This window comes from Streptomyces sp. NPDC043726 (assembly GCF_056436565.1).
Map to the genome: position 1 here is coordinate 48,985 of NZ_JBWKCI010000017.1, position 16,925 is coordinate 65,909.

At 69.1% G+C, this 16,925-nt stretch carries 10 protein-coding genes; 2 read left to right on the plus strand and 8 right to left on the minus strand.

The window, feature by feature from the left end; translation table 11 throughout:
• Positions 1-166 precede the first annotated feature (166 nt).
• From AC068Z_RS36755 to AC068Z_RS36765, 3 genes are all read right to left on the minus strand, one after another.
• A complete protein-coding gene (locus AC068Z_RS36755) occupies positions 167-667 on the minus strand; it encodes an NUDIX domain-containing protein (RefSeq protein WP_478566102.1) in 501 nt (166 codons plus the stop codon).
• A gap of 804 nt (positions 668-1,471) precedes the next feature.
• Positions 1,472-2,302 carry a hypothetical protein gene (locus AC068Z_RS36760; RefSeq protein WP_478566104.1) on the minus strand — a complete coding sequence of 277 codons (831 nt, stop codon included), beginning with the start codon at positions 2,300-2,302 and terminating at the stop codon, positions 1,472-1,474.
• A 262-nt stretch (positions 2,303-2,564) separates the two neighbouring features.
• Positions 2,565-4,964, minus strand: a complete 2,400-nt coding sequence (locus tag AC068Z_RS36765; protein ID WP_478566107.1) for a ricin-type beta-trefoil lectin domain protein — start codon at positions 4,962-4,964, stop codon at positions 2,565-2,567.
• Positions 4,965-5,392: 428 nt separating this feature from the next.
• Here AC068Z_RS36765 and AC068Z_RS36770 point away from each other — a divergent pair, with 428 nt between their 5' ends.
• Positions 5,393-5,800: a DUF3592 domain-containing protein gene (locus tag AC068Z_RS36770; protein WP_478566110.1), complete on the plus strand. Its 408-nt coding sequence runs from the start codon at positions 5,393-5,395 to the stop codon at positions 5,798-5,800.
• A gap of 254 nt (positions 5,801-6,054) precedes the next feature.
• Positions 6,055-6,885, plus strand: a complete 831-nt coding sequence (locus tag AC068Z_RS36775; protein WP_478566113.1) for a maleylpyruvate isomerase family mycothiol-dependent enzyme — start codon at positions 6,055-6,057, stop codon at positions 6,883-6,885.
• A gap of 267 nt (positions 6,886-7,152) precedes the next feature.
• On the opposite strand, the gene AC068Z_RS36780 is transcribed toward AC068Z_RS36775, so the two are convergent.
• From AC068Z_RS36780 to AC068Z_RS36800, 5 genes are all read right to left on the minus strand, one after another.
• Complete coding sequence (locus AC068Z_RS36780; protein WP_478566116.1) at positions 7,153-7,815, minus strand: HNH endonuclease family protein; 663 nt, start codon at positions 7,813-7,815, stop codon at positions 7,153-7,155.
• Between the two features lie 209 nt (positions 7,816-8,024).
• Entirely contained in the window at positions 8,025-10,406 is a 2,382-nt protein-coding gene (locus AC068Z_RS36785; protein ID WP_478566326.1) for a SpoIIE family protein phosphatase, read from the minus strand.
• 277 nt (positions 10,407-10,683) lie between these two features.
• On the minus strand, positions 10,684-14,952 hold the full coding sequence (locus AC068Z_RS36790; protein WP_478566118.1) for a HAMP domain-containing protein: 4,269 nt from the start codon (positions 14,950-14,952) through the stop codon (positions 10,684-10,686).
• 565 nt (positions 14,953-15,517) lie between these two features.
• On the minus strand, positions 15,518-16,450 hold the full coding sequence (locus tag AC068Z_RS36795) for an anti-sigma factor RsbA family regulatory protein (RefSeq protein WP_478566121.1): 933 nt from the start codon (positions 16,448-16,450) through the stop codon (positions 15,518-15,520).
• On the minus strand, positions 16,447-16,620 hold the full coding sequence (locus tag AC068Z_RS36800) for a hypothetical protein (protein ID WP_478566124.1): 174 nt from the start codon (positions 16,618-16,620) through the stop codon (positions 16,447-16,449). Before AC068Z_RS36800 ends, AC068Z_RS36795 begins: the two co-directional genes overlap by 4 nt.
• Positions 16,621-16,925: the final 305 nt, after the last annotated feature.

The window sequence follows — 16,925 nt, forward strand, 5'->3', positions numbered from 1 at the left end:
CGATGGCCTATGGCGGTATGCGTCTCAGCGTAGACCCAGTCCATCCCCGCTGAGGTTGATCGGCGTCCACGGCTGCGTGCCGGGAAGACCGAGTGCTGCGCTGCCCGGTTCCCCTCCGTCCCGTCTCCTCCGACGCGAGCCGCATCGACGGCCCGAGCCGCATGCCTCAGGACTGCGCGGTCCGGAAGGCGAGAAACCGACTGAAGGCTTCGTGGCTGTCGGGAGTGAAGCGCCACTCCAACAGGGCCGCGTGAAGCTCCGGCTCGGTCAGCCAGCCATGCCAGGCGACCTCATCGGGATCGGGGGTCACCGCGTCCGGAACCACAACTTCGTGCACGCCCAGCCAGTGAGGGCTCAGGCCGCTGCGGTTGATGAACGTGAACAGCAAGCGCGGCAGGCCACGGATGCCCAGCTCTTCCGCCAACTCCCGCGCGGCAGCCCGTTCGTAGGATTCCCCGACACCCACAGCGCCACCGACCATGACCTCGTAGAACCCGGGGAAGCGCGACAGCTGCTCCGACCGACGATGGACGAGGATCCGGCCATCCCCACCACGACACACCGTCGAGGCGATTCGATGCAGCCAGCCTTCCCGGATGGCCTGCCGACGGGTGACCACACCCAGGACACGATCTCGACAGTCGACACGCTCCACCAGTTCATCCACGAAGCACACCCTGACAGAGCCCTCCGACAACGCCGCGTCGCGGCGAGCCGTTCTCGGGTTCTCATTCACCGACTCCTATGGGCTCGACGGCGTCAGGCCGCATCGCTCGGCGAGGTCGGATACACCGAACTCGTAGCCCACCCCGACGCACTCGACCAGCTTTGCACCGACCTACGGATCAGCAGCTGGCACGACGACCCCCAGCTCGAGTACTTCCTGACCCACCTCGGAGGCGTACGTGGCGATCCGGTCCCTCGTCGACTACGGCACCCCCGAAGGCCGCATGTGGGCATGGGATTCCGACGCGCTCGCCGATCTGACCTTCCGAAGGCGCCCGCCGGCCCGTACTGCGCCGATTGCTGAACCGGCGGAAACACCGATTTCGGCGGAGTTTGCACTACGACCAACGGCGTCGCCATCCGATTCATCCGCGAACCTGCGGGCACCTTGAACTCCATGCCGGCTGGGGGAAGGTGAGGAATGTGCATGCACACAGGGTGGCGCGTGCCGCCACACTCCTTCGCTGTGCTTTCGCTTTCGCGGTAACGATGAATCTCGTGGCCGCCATATGGCATCCAAGCGGCACACCGTGGACTGCAGCACGCCTCATCGTGAGTGCGCTCTTCCTGGCGGCACTCTGCTACTACCTGGCTGTCCGCTTCAGCCACTGGCGGCAGGGGTGAGAGCAGCGCGGGAAGACCGTTCCGGCACAGGTCGCTCAGTGCTCATCGCGCGACATGCTGCGCCGGAAGATGACAAGCCCCGGCAGGTGAAGGCTCAGACGCGGCCCCAACGGCGTCCGCGTCAGTCGAGCTTCGCGTCTTGGGCCTTGGTGAGGGCTTCGGGGAAGTCCCAGTCGTCGTCGGAGATTCCGGCGGTGATGTTGACGGTGCTGAAGTGGGCGAGGACGTGGCCGTGGCGGAAGACGACCACGCGGATCGGGCCGGGGTCGCCGTTCCCTCGGATGACCGTCGCGTTGAACGCAACAGCCTCGTCTCCCACGTCTGGAGACTTGGCCCTGTCCACCGTGTCGACGTCCTGCGGGGCGCCGTAGAGCTCGTATTCGAAGTCGCCGTCGCATGCGGCGATCCCGTCGTGCAGAGACTTGAGGGCAGCCTGCGCCTCGTCCTCGCTGTCATAGGAGGCGAGGGTCACCGTGGTGTCGAGGATCCTGGTGGCTGCGTTCAGTTCCTCGACGGTCTCTGCCGTATCGAACGCGGCGTCGTCGGTTTCGGAGGTGATCGCCCGTTGGGTGGCGGCCACCGGGTCACCCAGGGCCACGGCCTGCAGGGCGTGTGCCACCGGGATACAGTCCTTCTCCTCCGTGTTTACTTCGGTCTCGGCCGGCAGACCGTCCATGGCGTAGTCCTCGACCTCGAATCCGGTGAGGTCGCTTGCGGTGAGTGACGCTTTGTCCAGCTCGGCGGAGGCCCGTGACTTCGCGGCGGCGGCGACCGGCGCCGAGGCAGACGGAGAGGGAGACGAAGACGAAGGCGCGGACGGGGATGCGCCGCCGGTGGCGGGGGCGTCGTCGCTGGAGCCGCCGCATGCGGAGAGCGCGGCAACGGAGACCAGGGCGGAGCTGGCGGCGAGAGCGCCAGTACGGAAGAGGGGGCGTATGCCGGATCTGTTCACTATGTGCTGTGTTCGCTTTCTCTGTTCCTCGATTCAGGCTGAGCCTATGTCACCCCGGATGGGGTCTGAGGGGTGCATCAGGGCTGGTCAGGTGGGGGTGACGTGACGAAGCCCCTCGTCGTCGGTGTGCTGATCTCACTCAACACGCCTACGGCCGAGGGGCTTCGCTGGTTCCGTGTCCTTCGAACACGGGTGTCAGCCCGGACTGGAAGCTCTGAGCATGCCCCTGTTCAGCGGCACCGCCCGGAGCGCGGCTCATCGGTCAGGGCAAGGTCCATTTCTGGTTGGGGCCGGTGTGGCACGTCCACAGGTGGACCGGGGTGCCGTCGTTCCAGGTGCCACCGGAGGCGTCGAGGCACTTGCCGGACTGCGGGTTGCGCATGGTGCCGTCGGGTTGGGGCTGCCAGGCCTGGGCGCCGGAACTGTTGCAGGTCCACAGCTGGATCTTCGTACCGTCGGCACTGCCGCCGCCGGACACGTCCAGGCACTTGCCCAGGGCCCGTACGGTTCCGTCGCCCGGCAGGGTCCACTTCTGGGCGCCGGTGCTGTTGCAGGTCCACAGCTGGATCTTCGTGCCGTCGGCGGTCTGGGAGTTGTCGACGTCGAGGCACTTGCCGTTGACGCCCTTGACCTCGCCCGTCCGGGACGTCGCGCCGGGGATCTCGTTGAGCGTGTACCACGCCTCGGTGCTCCACAGCGCCTCACCGTCGGCGGAGCTGAACGGCCGGGGCGAGCGGACGTGGACGACCCGGTCGGTCTTGAGACCGGGGATCGTCAGGGTGACGGTCTTGCGGTCGGTGGAGAGCGTGGCCGCCTGCGCGGTCAGTGTCTCCTCGTCGACCTTGGGCCCGCCGTACGCGGCGGTCGGTACGTAGCGCCACTGCTTGACCTTGTACCGCTTGGCCAGCTCGGCCGCCGTGTCCGTCGACAGCGGCTGGGTGTACTCCAGCTCGAAGCCGCCGGGCACCGCGCGCATGGCGCGGATGTCGAAGCCGTTCTTGCCGTTGGGCGTCAGCTTCTGCAGGCCGTAGGTGAGCTTGCCCTCCTGGCCCCAGTTGCCGCCCGCGCCCAGCCCGCCGGCGTACAGGGCGCCGTCGGGGCCGACGCTGATCCGCGTGACACCGGCCTCCAGGCCCTGAGTCATCCGGAAGACGGCGCCCTGGTACTCCCCGCCGACCTTCTCCAGGAAGGCCCGCTGGATGCCGCCGTAGGTCACGTCACCGAAGAGCATCTGCCCGGCGAACGGCCCCTCCTTCAGCTGCAGGGGGGTGCTGGGGGAGTTGGCGATCTCGTTCTGCGGCAGCCACAGCACCGGCTTGGTCACCGGCTGGCTGTCGAACGGGCCGTCGGGGTTGGTGTGGTGGTTGAAGAAGCGGCCCTGCTTGATGTGCACGAGTTTGGAGGAGGGCAGCCAGCCGCCCTGGTTGTCCGTGACGAACATGTCGCCGTCGGGGCCCCAGCCGATGCCGTTGGGCGTGCGCAGTCCGCCGGCGACGTACGACACCTCTCCGGTCGCCTTGCTCACCTTGATCGTGGTGCCGCGGTTCGCGGCGGGCTGCGGATCGGTCGTCGCACCGCCGTAGTTGATGGACACCGACAGGTTCAGATAGAAGAAGCCGTCCTTGTACAGCAGGCCGAAGGCGAACTCGTGGAAGTTGCCTCCGAAGGGCCAGGTCGCCACGCGCCGGTACTGGTCGGTGACTTCGTCGCCGGTGGTGTCGTTCAGCTCGGTCAGCTCGTGTTTCTGGGAGACGTAGAGCTTGCCGTCGACGTACTTGATGCCCATCGGTTCCTTCAGGCCCGAGGCCACCTTCTTCGCCGTCACCTTGTCGGGGCCCGTGGAGCCGGTGACGTTGCTCAGCAGGTAGACCTCGCCCGCGGTGTTGTTGCTGCCGCCCCAGGTGGCCACGGCCAGGCGGCCGTCCGGGAGCCAGTCCATCGCGGAGACCTGCGGTTCGAAGCCGTTCGGCCGCAGGTTGGTGAGGGTGTAGTTGGGGTGCACGCCGGTCAGTGGCAGGCCGTCGCCGGGGGAGTCCGTGCCCGCCTCGCACTCCTTGCGGCCGGGTGCGGTCACCCGTACGACGCCGGCGTCCGTGCTGAGCACCGAGTTCGGCACGACGCTGAAGCCGGAGGCGCCCGGGGGCTTCCAGGCCAGGGTCAGCTGCTGGCCGCCGTCCCGTTCGAAGTGCTCGATGCGAAGGGAGTGGTAACCGGCCGTCAGGTCGACCGTGCCGTCCTTCGGCTCCGCCCCGTGCAGGCCGTCGTGGTTGATGACCAGTTGGTCGTCGATCCACAGACGGGAGCCGTCGTCGCTGGTGAGACGGAAAGTGTAGCTGCCGGCCTGGGAGGCGCTGAGGTTGCCGAGGACGTGGGTGACGAAGTTGGTCTCCAGGCCGAACTGGGCGGCGGAGGACCAGTCGATCACCGGCATGAGTTTGTCGATGTTCGGGGTCTGGCCCGGCTTCAGGGTGCATATCTCGTTCAGTGGCGCCTGGATGTCGAAGACGCGCAGGGTGACACCGGGTTCCTGCGGAGGCGGATCGGCCGCTGCCGTGTCGTCCGCGATGCCCGGGGACGACGACAGACCGATCGTCAATAACGAGGCGATGAGCGTTCCGGCCAGGCGTCTGCCCAGCCGGCGGGGGTACAGCCGTGGTTCCACGTGACCTCCTGACGGTCCCTCGGGCATGAGGGACTCGATCGGGTAAGTGAGGGATCCACCGCTGCCGGGGCGCGCCGTCGCTCCGGATACGGGGGGTGTGCGCGACCGGGCGGCGCATGAGGCTTGCCCCGTCGCGTCGGACACAGTAGGGACTTCTTCCGGTGCCGTCCATACTTTGTCATGGACCCGTACAAAGTTCAGGACTGCTCAAGGAAGCCTTCGAAGGCAGCACGCGCAACTCCGCCATTTGGAAGGGTCGTTGGTGCACGAACCGGAAGTGCGTACCGATCCGCATGCGGTGGCTCCCGCGCCTCCCTGCGGCCCCCGCTGTGAAGGGCCGGCCATGGCCGGAACCGAGTCATGCTGCCCGGCCCGCATCGAGGCGGGCAAGAACGACGCCAGGGGATGCCCGCACATAGCCTGTCCGTGTGAACTGGGAGCAGATCGTCGAAGCGGCCTTCATCCCGATGTCGGCAGGGCTCTCGGGATGGGCCTTCGTGACGGCGTGGAACTGCTTCCGCCTCCGCACCCGCGGACAGTGGATCGACGCGGAGATTGTCGGAATCCGTGAGGACACGGACGGCGACGGCGACCCCCGCTTCTATCCCGAGGTTGCCTTCACCCCTCCGGACAGCGACGAGGTCAGGGTCGAGTCCAAAGTCGGCCGGCTTTATCCGATCGACCACTCAACGCCCGTACGTGTCCGCTACGACCCGGCCAAGCCGCGGCGGGCCCGTCTGGAAGGCTATGGCGGGCCGGGCCTGTTCGCATCGCTGGCGTCCGGAGCGGGAGGGGCCCTTGTCGCTGTGGTTCTGTTCCTGGACATCTTCACCTGACGAGTTGATCTCCCGCACGGCTTTGCCGCGGTCACGGGCCCAGGATCCGGGTTTTCGATCAGGCGGCCATCGCCCTCGCATCGCTCTGGAGCGGGCGGCCTGAAACTTTGACCCCACCCTGGCCGGGTGGCTGCGTTGCGGGTGACCCTCCTCGTGCCGGCGGGGTGCCCGGGAGCCTTGCCCTGGGTCGGTGGGTCTGGTTCTGTACGCCGCTACGGGTATGCGATCAAGTGGTTGTGGGGAGAGGCGGCGGCGTGGAGCGCGAAACGCAGGCGGGTGTCAGAGAGTGTCTGCCGGAAGGGCTCGGTTGGGCGATACGGGAGACCGCTGGTGACATTGCCGCGCTTCTGGACGGTGCGGTGGACACGGACATGAGCGGCCCTGTGCCCGGGCTGGAGTGGACGGTCGGTGAGACAGCCGCCCATCTGGTCCTGGCAGGGGGCCTGATGGCTGATCTGGTGTCCGGTCGGGAACGGCCGTACGGGGACGGCACGCCGGAGGGTATCGCGGCGGCCAACGCGCGCAGTCTGGCCGCGTTTGACGAGCGTGGGGCGGGGACGCTTGCGGCGATGCTGGTTCAGCAGACCGAGGTGTTCCTGGACGCGGTGGAAGAAGCCGTGGCGGAGGGGCGTGCGGGACGGACGCTGCTTACCCCGTTCGGACCGATGGGCCAGGACGTCCTCGCCGCATACCTTCTGACCCACTTGCTGGGCCATGGTTACGATCTCGCCCGCGGGCTGCGCCGGCCGCACATGATCGATGCGGGGCGGGTCGGGCTGTGCCTGCCGTTCTTGAAGATGGCGATGCCGCGTATAGCCGTCGACTCTACGCTTACGGCTCGTTACACCCTGCGCATCCGGGGCGGCGCGGCCTTCGGAGTCATCTTCACCGACGGTGTGGTGGAGGTGCTGCCCGGTCCGCCTGAGCGTTCGGACTGCACCATCCTCACCGAGCCGGTCGTCTTCCTCCTCCTCGCGCTGGGGCGGTTGGGGCCCTGGCAGGCCATGGCACGCGGGGGTGTCCTTGCCTGGGGCCGCAAGCCCTGGCTTGCCCCGCGTTTTCCCACACTGTTTTCCGCGCCCTGACCCAGCAGCCCCCAGGTGCCACTTACGGCCGTTCTCGCAGAGCATTACCGACGCGAAGTGGCCACCGCCGGCACAGGCGCCCTCGCCCACGTCCTGCCGTACGAATCCTGCCCTCGTCGCCTTTCCGGGAACGTCCCTGAACGCAACGTTCCCGGACGGTGCCCCCGACCAGGCCTGAGCGGCGCTGCGTCATACACGGAGTCCTCGTCCATCGGTGACCGGAGCCCGCTGCACCGCGTGCGCAGGGACTCCGGACGTCCGGTGAGGTCAGGGTGCAGGGCTGATCATGACGACTGTCTCCTCGCACGGTCCGTCGGCGAACACCTTCAGCGCCTCAAGCTCGGCAGGATCGGCCGTCAGGTTCCAGCGCAGTTTGGTGCCCACCCACTCCGAGACGTAGCGGCAGTGCTGCTCGGCGGCCGACGGCAGCCACTGCGCCGGGTCCTGGTCGGCTTTCGCGCGGTTGCTGCGCGCGGTGACCGCCACGAGGGAGGCGGCAGCGGTCTGGTCGTTGGCGTAGGCCTCGCGCCGGACGGCCGTCCACGCGGATGCCCCCGAGTCCCATGCCTCGGCCAGTGGGACGAGGTGGGAGACGTCCAGGGTGTCGGCGGAGGTCACCTGCCGGCCGTCGTAGTAGGACAGCCAGCGGCCGCCGGTGAGGGTGCAGTTGGTGCCTACTTCGGGTGCGTCGACGGCTTCGGCGAGGAGGACTTCCTGTCGGGTGTTGCAGCTGTCGGTGCGGTCGTCTCCGGCGTTCCAGTGCTTGAAGGCGGTGAGTTCGTAGCCTTCCCTGTTTTCGGGAGCGCTGGGGATCTTGGCGATGGCGTCCGGCAGGAGCATAGGCTGTGCTGCCTGGACGGGGGCGGGAGCGGTGAGCGGGACGAGGGCCAGGGCGAGCGGGACCAGCCCGCGCAGCAGCTTCGTGGTCATATACCCCTGCGTATCGGGGAGTTGCTCGCGCGCAGAGGCCTTCGGCCCGGACCTCACCCGTCTGGACGCGGAAGTTCACCGGAAGAACGTTCAGCCGCGTGCAGTGCAGTGCAGCGCGGCGCTGTGCACGTGTGTGCTGCGTGCCTGCGCACTGTGCCGAGCCCAGGGGTGAACCGGGGGCAAACCCCGGTCCGGCTGGCACCAACTCTTCATCCGAGCCGGATGCCCACGATGCACGTGTCGTCGTCGGTGTCCGAGTTGCTGTAGGTGAGCAGGCGGTCCAGCTGCTGGTCGAGTGTGCTGGGTGCCGTGCGGGCGGTCGTCAGCAGGTGGATCAGGGACTCCTCCACGGACCGGTCGCGTCGTTCGATCAGGCCGTCCGTGTACATCAACAGGGTGTTTCCCTGAGCCAGTTGGACCTCGGCCTCCTCGTACACGACCTCGGGCAGCGCTCCGAGCAGCATCCCCTGCAAAAGGGGAAGGGCAGCAGCCTCGTTGCCCTGGACGAGGACGGGCGGCAGGTGGCCCGCCCTGGCCCAGCGGAAGGTCCGTAGGGCCGGGTCGTACAGACCGCACACTGCCGTCGCGGTGATGGCACCGGTCAGGTGGTGAGCCACGATGTTGAGCCACGACAGCAACTGACCCGGCCCTGCGCCGGTGACCGCCAGGCCACGCAGGGCGTTGCGCAGGACGACCATGCTGGTCGCTGCCTCTATGCCGTGACCGGCCACGTCGCCCACGCACAACAGGACTTGCCCGGAGGGCAGCACGACGGTGTCGTACCAGTCGCCGCCCACCAGGTGCTCGGTCTCGGCGGGCCGATAGCGGACGGCCATCTGGAGGCCGGGGACCTCCAGCGGTGCCTGGGCGGGCGGCATGATGGCGTGCTGCAACTGGAGGGTGAGCCGGTTGCGTTCGGTGGCCTGCTGCTCGGTGTGTGCCAGCTGGTCGCGGGTGGCGGCGAGGGCCACCTCGGTCCAGTGCTGGGCGGAGATGTCCTGGTAGGCGCCGCGGACGAGGAGCAGCCGGCCGTCGGTGTCGAGCACCGGCTCGGCGACGACCCGGATGTGGCGGGTCACGCCGTCGGGTCGCTGGAGCCGGAAGGCCGCGGCGGCCGGCCGCCGGTGGTGCAGCAGCGTACGCAGGAAACGACGGATGGAGACGCCGTCGTCGGGATGCGCGTGGGCCGAGAGATTCTCCAGGGGCACCGGGGTGCTCGACTGGGGGCGCCCGTAGAGGTCGAACAGCTGTCCGTTCCAGGTGATCTCACCGGTCAGCAGGTTCTCCTCGAAGCCGCCGATACGGCCGAGGCGTTGGGCGTGCTGCAGGAGGCTTGCCAAACGCGCCGTCTCGTCCTCGATGCGCCAGATGAGCAGGACGGTGGTGCCGTGGCGGCTGATGCTGATGTCCGCGACCGCCGAGAGGGGCACCTGGTCGACGAGGGCGGTGAGGTTCATGCGGCGGGCGCGGAAGGCTTCGCCGGTGGCGTAGACCCGCTCGACGCGCTGGAACAGCTCGCTGTCCCCCGCGGCCATCGGGTACGCCTCCAGCAGGAGGGCGCCGTTGATGACCGCGCGCGGCCGGCCGGCCGGGTCCAGGAAGCGGTTGTTGACGTGCTGGATGCGGAAGTCCTCGAGGTTTCCGGCGTCGTCGAGGTGCGGCACCAGGACCAGGGCGGGATCGTGCAGCCCGTCGGCCAGGTCCATCAGTTCCGCGGCGTCCGGCAAGACGCGTGGTTCATGGGTGGGACCGTGCAGGAGCGGGTGGGTCTCCAGGGTGTGGCCGCACAGCTCCGCCAGGGCCTCGACCTGGCGGACGATCTGCGGGGGCTGCGGCTCCACGGGCGTGGGCCAGGCGATCTCCAGTACGCCGTAGATGCGCCCTCCGGTGCCCGCGGGCAGGGCGGCTCGGCCTCCGTGCGGATGGTGGTGCAGCCCGATGCTGGGAAGTCCCGCCGCCGCGAGCGAGGGGATCCACTGCCCCCTGCGTTCGGTGAGCCCGCGCCGCGCCACCGTGACCACGTCCGGCGGGACGTACCGCCAGCGGGCGGCTTCGGCGAGCGAGAAGCCGGCGCTGCCCGCCAGGGTGAGGGAACCGTCGGAGCCCGCGGCCCAGACGGCCACGGCTACCGCGCCCAGAGGGCGCAGCGCCTGCTCCAGCAGGGCCTCGGCGACGGCCTGGGTGTCGTCCGCGGCCAGCGCGCCGCTCTCCGCCGCGCGCAGACGTACGGCGGCCGACTCGGCCTTGGCCTCGTCCGCGGCCCGGGTGGCGGCGAGGAACGCGTCCGTCACCTCGGACATCCGGTCCCGGGCGGCCTGATTGATGATGTCGACCGCGAGTTCGAGGGGGGTGAGCTGGGCCTGCTCGGCCAGCTCGGCGAGCTGCCGGGCGGCCTGGGCGGGCCCGCACGTCAGTCGCTCGACCAGGATGCCCTTGGCGAGTTCGATCAGGGCGCGTCCCTCGGCTTCCGCCTGTGCGGCCCGCACCTCCCGGCTGAGCCGCTCCACCGTGGCCGCCAGCCGGCCCACCGGTGAGGCGGACGGGACGCCGTCGGGAATCGCGGGCAGCTCGCCAACGGGGTCATCGGGCAGCTCGCCAACGGGTCCCGTGGGTAGCTCGCCGACAGGACCTGCGGGCAGGTGTGCGACGGGTGTTGTGGACAGCTCACCGGCGGAAGGCACCGACAGACTGGAGGACGCCGGGGGAGCGCCGGCTTCGAGCTTCGGCGCACCGCCCTGATCCGGTTCGCCCGGATGCTCGGACTGGCTCACGGTGTGAAAGCTCCTCGGCTGAAGCGCCCGGGGGCGCAAATCGGCAGGCGCTGCGGGGCGCCCGGCCCGCCGGGGTGCGGGAGGGGCGCCGGGGTGCTCATACGGGCAGCCAGCGCCGGACGCAGGCGATGAGGTCGCGTGTGTCGACGGGCTTGGTGACGTAGTCGCTGGCGCCCGAGGCGATGCTCTTCTCCCGGTCGCCGGGCATCGCCTTGGCGGTGACGGCGATGATCGGCAGCTCCGCGTACTGCGGCATCCTGCGGATCTCGGCCGTCGCGGTGTAGCCGTCCATCTCCGGCATCATCACGTCCATCAACACGAGTGCCACGTCAGGGTTGTTCACCAGCGAGTCGATGCACTGGCGCCCGTTCTCGGCGTGCAGCACCCGGAAGCCGTGCAGCTCCAGGATCCCGCTGAGCGCGAAGAGGTTGCGCGCGTCGTCGTCGACGACGAGGACGGTACGGTCCGCCGCCGGCGAGCCCTCGACGGGCTGCGGCGGCACGGGCCGCGATTCCTCCGGCCGAACCAGCGACAACACGTCCCCCGGCTCCTCGGCGGACAGATGCAGGACGATGCGCTCGCGCAGCTCGTCGAGACTGGACAGGAACTCCAGTGCGCTGCCCGCCGAGCGGGACCGCAGTGCCTCTTCCAGGACCAGGTCCGTGCGATGACCGCTGTGCACCAGCACCGGCACGCTCGCCAGTGCCGAGTCACCTCCCAGCGCCTCGAGGAAGCGGGAAGCCTCACCGTCCTGCGTGCCCAGTTCCAGGACGACGCAGTGGCACGGTTCCGCGGCGAGCGCGCCCGCCGCCTCGTGCGCCCCGACCGCGGTGATGATGTCGACGGCGGGCCGCTGTCCACCGTCTTCACGGCCGTGCGTGAGATCGGCGACCACACTCTCCGCGACGAGGGTCAGCAGACCGCGCGGCCGCTCTTCGACGACGAGCAGGCGCCGGGGCCGCGACCCGGTCCGGGGCACCGGCACCGGGCGTGACAACCCCTCAGGAAGGGGCTCGGTCGGGAGCTCCTCCAGGGGTCTGCCCTGGTCGATCAGTTCCTCGAAGTCGGGACGTGCCACGGGCAGGAAGAGCGTGAACGTACTGCCCTGGCCGGGCGTGCTGTGCACCGTGACGGCGCCGCCGAGGAGATGGGCGATCTCCCGGGTGATGGACAGGCCCAGACCGGTGCCGCCGTACTTGCGGCTGGTCGTGCCGTCCGCCTGCTGGAAGGCGCCGAAGATCGTCTCCAGGTGCTGCTCCGGGATGCCGATGCCGGTGTCCGTGACACGGAAGGCCACCACGGGGCCGCCCCGGATGACTCCCGCGGGCACCTCCTGGTCCTGTGCCGGCTCGACGCTCAGCTGGACGCCGCCCTGTTCGGTGAACTTCACGGCGTTGGACAGGAGGTTGCGCAGCACCTGGCGCAGCCGCGAGTCGTCGGTGAACAGGTCCGCGGGCGCGCCCGGAGCGGTCGTCACGGTGAAGTCCAGGCTCTTCTGCGTCGTCATGGGCCGGAAGGTGGCCTCGACGTACTCGATGAGCTGACGCAACGCGACCCGCTCCGGTGTGACGTCCATCTTTCCGGCCTCGACCTTCGACAGGTCGAGGATGTCGCTGATCAGCTGGAGCAGGTCGGAGCCGGCGGAGTGGATGATCTGCGCGTACTCGACCTGCTTCGCCGTGAGATTACGAGCCGGGTTCTGGGCCAGCAACTGCGCAAGGATCAGCAGACTGTTCAGCGGAGTGCGCAGCTCGTGGCTCATGTTCGCCAGGAACTCCGACTTGTACTTCGAGGCCAGCGACAGCTGCTGGGCGCGTGTCTCCAGTTCCTGCCGGGCCTGCTCGATCTGCAGGTTCTTCGCCTCGATGTCCCGGTTCTGGGCCGCCAGCAGCGAGGCCTTCTCCTCCAGGTCGGCGTTGGAGCGCTGCAGTTCCTCCTGCTGCACCTGCAACTCCGCGGACCGGTCCTGGAGTTCGGCCGTCAGGCGCTGCGACTCGGCCAGCAGCTCGTCGGTGCGGGCGTTGGCCACGATGGTGTTGACGTTGACGCCGATGGTCTCCATCAACTGCGTGAGGAAGTCGTGCTGGATCTGCGTGAAGGACGTGACAGATGCCAGCTCGATGACGCCGAGGACCTGATCCTCGACCACAATGGGCAGCAGCACCAAGGCGGTCGGGACCACCTGGCCGAGCCCCGAGGAGATGGTCACGTAGTCCGGCGGCAGGTCGTCCACCGTGATGGGGCGCCGGCTGCGGGCGGCCTGACCGACCAGGGTGCGACCGAAGGAGATCCGCCTGGGCCGGGTGTCGTCCTCCGGGTAGCCGTAGGCACCGACCAGCCGCAGCCGGGGGCCGTCGTCGCCGTCCTCGGCCAGGTAGAAGGCCCCGTACTGGGCCGCCACCAGCGGGACCAGCTCGTCCATGATCAGTTCAGCGACCACGGGAAGGTCACGGTGGCCCTGCATCAGTCCCGAGATGCGGGCGAGGTTCGTCTTCAGCCAGTCCTGCTCCTGGTTGGCGCGGGTGGTCTCGCGCAGGGACTCCACCATCGAGTTGATGTTGTCCTTGAGCTCGGCGACCTCGCCGGAGGCCTCCACGGTGATCGAACGCGTCAGGTCGCCCTCGGCGACGGCACTGGCGACCTCCGCGATGGCACGCACCTGCCGGGTCAGGTTGCCCGCCAGCTCGTTGACGTTCTCCGTCAGCCGCTTCCAGGTGCCCGAGACACCCTCCACCTCGGCCTGACCGCCCAGGCGTCCTTCGGTGCCGACCTCGCGGGCCACGCGGGTGACCTCGTCGGCGAACGCGGAGAGCTGGTCGACCATCGTGTTGATCGTCGTCTTGAGTTCGAGGATCTCGCCCCGGGCGTCCACGTCGATCTTCTTCGACAGGTCACCCTTGGCCACCGCGGTCGTCACCAGCGCGATGTTGCGCACCTGGCCCGTGAGGTTGTTGGCCATCGAGTTGACGTTGTCGGTCAGGTCCTTCCACGTGCCGGCGACGTTGGGCACGTGCGCCTGCCCGCCCAGGCGTCCTTCGGTGCCGACCTCGCGCGCCACGCGGGTGACCTCGTCGGCGAAGGCCGACAGCGTGTCGACCATCGTGTTGATGACATCCGCCAGCGCCGCGACCTCGCCCTTGGCCTCGACCGTGATGCGCTGCGACAGGTCACCCCGCGCCACGGCGGTGGCCACCTGGGCGATCGAGCGGACCTGACCGGTCAGGTTGGACGCCATCACGTTGACGTTGTCGGTCAGGTCCTTCCAGGTACCCGACACACCGCGCACCTGGGCCTGTCCGCCGAGGCGTCCTTCGGTGCCGACCTCGCGGGCGACGCGGGTGACCTCGTCGGCGAAGGCGGAGAGCTGGTCGACCATCGTGTTGATGGTGCTCTTGAGTTCGAGGATCTCACCGCGGGCGTCCACGGTGATCTTCTGGGAGAGGTCTCCCTTGGCGACCGCGGTCGCCACCAGCGCGATGTTGCGGACCTGGCCGGTGAGGTTGCCCGCCATGAAGTTCACGGAGTCCGTGAGGTCCCGCCAGGTGCCCTTGACACCCTTGACGTCCGCCTGTCCGCCGAGGCGTCCTTCGGTGCCGACCTCGCGGGCGACGCGGGTGACCTCGTCGGCGAAGGCGGAGAGCTGGTCGACCATCGTGTTGATGGTGCTCTTGAGTTCGAGGATCTCACCGCGGGCGTCCACGGTGATCTTCTGGGAGAGGTCTCCCTGTGCCACCGCGGTGGTCACCTGGGCGATCGAGCGGACCTGGCCGGTGAGGTTGCCCGCCATGTGGTTCACGGAGTCGGTCAGGTCGCGCCACACCCCGGCCACACCGGGCACCTGGGCCTGTCCGCCGAGCCGCCCCTCGCTGCCGACCTCGCGGGCGACGCGGGTGACCTCGTCGGCGAACGCGGACAGCTGGTCGACCATCGTGTTGACGGTCTCCTTCAGCTGCAGGATCTCGCCCCGCGCCGGCACGTCGATCTTCTGCGACAGGTCGCCCTTGGCCACCGCCGTGGCCACCTGCGCGATGTCACGGACCTGGGTGGTCAGGTTGCCCGCCATGGCATTGACCGAGTCCGTCAGGTCGGCCCACGTGCCCGAAACACCCGGCACCTCCGCCTGTCCGCCCAGTGTCCCCTCGGTGCCGACCTCGCGGGCCACCCGGGTGACTTCGGACGTGAACACCGACAGCTGGTCGACCATGCCGTTGAAGACCTTGGCGATGTCGCCCATCAGGCCGTCGGCGTCGACCGGCAGCCGCGTGCCGAAGTCCCCGTCCCGCACGGCCGTCAGGCCCGCCAGAAGCCGCCGCAGCTCCTGATCATCCGGAGACACCTCGACGACCCCGGCGCTGTTGCTCGTCATGCGTAACCTCGTTCCGCTCCCCCAGGAGCCCTCGTGACCGAGAACTCGGAACCCACTCTGAACCGATCGGTGGCCCGGCCGTCGTGCGTGCAGTTCCGCAGTTCACGGCCAGTACGCAACGAGAAAAACACGCCGCAGATTAACCCAAGTTCCTGGCGCGGAACAAAGCGTCGGCCCAGCTGGGAACCATGGGAAAGCGGACCGGCCGGAATCGGCATACCCGGACGACACCGGGGTACTCGACGCGGTTTCGGCGTCGGGAGGGCGCCTCTGCGTACCGGTGCGGAGACGCCCGGTCGCCGGTGGGGGCAAACCCGCCCGTATCGCACCGGTCGGCCCCTGCACTGCGAGTCCGGCAACGGCTCGATCACCGCCCGACGAAGCTCACCGGTTCCCGCCGCGGGAACACCGTCCGGGTGTCGAACGGCACGACCACCGGGTGCCCCATGGCGACGGCACCCGTCTTTCCGGGGCCGTACAAGGCGGGCGGCAGGCCGGTGGCTGCCCCCTGCGGTGCTCACTGGCTGACGCAGACGCGGACGGTCATTCCATGGCCGTACCGTGCTCACTGGCTGACGTAGACGCGGACGGTCGTTCCCTGGCCGTCGGTGTGCAGGCGCACCAGGTCGGCGACGCAATGGACCAACAGCAACCCCCGCCCGCCGATCTGTCCGCGCTCCGGCGGGCAGCGGCCTGCCAAGGGGTCGGTCAGCCGTCCCGCGTCGCGGACCTCGATCACGACCTGGTCCTGCTCGGACCAGATCGCCAGCGTTCCCCGGCCGCCACCGTGGAGCACGCTGTTGGTCGTCAGTTCCGCGATGACCAGCTCCGCATCCATCAGCCGTACCCCGGCCAAGCCCAGCCGGGCCACCTGCGCCACACCGAACTTGCGGACCGACGGCAGCTCCTCAGCCCCGAAGGAGAAGGCGGCGGCGTCCGGTGCGGGCGGCAGCGCCCGGTTGTATCGGGCGACGACCGCTTCCCAGTCGTAGGCGCCGCTGACCTCCTCACGGCCGTCACCGCTGATGACGGTCGGGTGGGTGATCCGCGCGTCGGCGATCACGTCCGGATCCAGCCGTACCTCGTCATACGGGCACAGGATCGTCACCGTACGGCCCTCGAAAGCGGCGTTGATCAGTGCCTCATGCTGGGCGCAGGCCGGGTACTCCACCGCGCTGCGCCCGGCCCAGATCGGCTCACCGATGATCCGCACCCTCCCCTCGGGGTGCGCGTCAGCGAAAGCGCGCAGCACCTTGGGGATGATCCGCCCGGGGTTGCGGCCTACCTCGGTCATGTCCAGGAGCAAGACGTCCTCGGCGTCCGCACCCAGCCCCGTCCTGATCCGTTCCAGATTGGGGCCAGGCACCGCGACGGCCACCGGCTCGCTCTTCGCCAGCCCTTGTCTCAGGAACGAGACCGTCTGCTGCGTGTACTCCTGTTCACTGCGGTAGAACAGGGCAGGATGCTCGAAAACCTCGTCGGCGTTCAACGGACTCATCGAGGTCCCACCTCGATTCTGTCCAGGCCGGGCCCGGACATGGTCCCCACCGCGAGCGAGTGGCACGGAGGAGGTGCGACCAGCATCGGCTCGTCGGGCGGATCCATGACGGTGACCGACAGCGCGGTCACCCCCGTCGCGTCGACGAAGGCCACGTCAGACAGCTCCACGCAGGACACCCCCACCCGATGCCGGGGCAGTCCGGACCGGGCCTGCCCCCAGGCCGGGCGGGGGAGCGCGCCGAGCCCACCACAGGAACGTCTCCCGGCACGACCAAGCACCGCGTTCACCTCCACGCAGCCCTCCCTGGTCTCGCCCAGCCCTGCCCACCGTATGCGGGGTGTCCCCGCTCGGTCTCCTACACCCCTCCGACAGCCCCCCGCCGGCCGGCTTCCACCTGACGCGCAGCAGGAAGCTTTTTTTTCGGGCCCCCAGCCTATAGCGCACGCCGGGTGCACCGCTCCGGAGTGCGCCC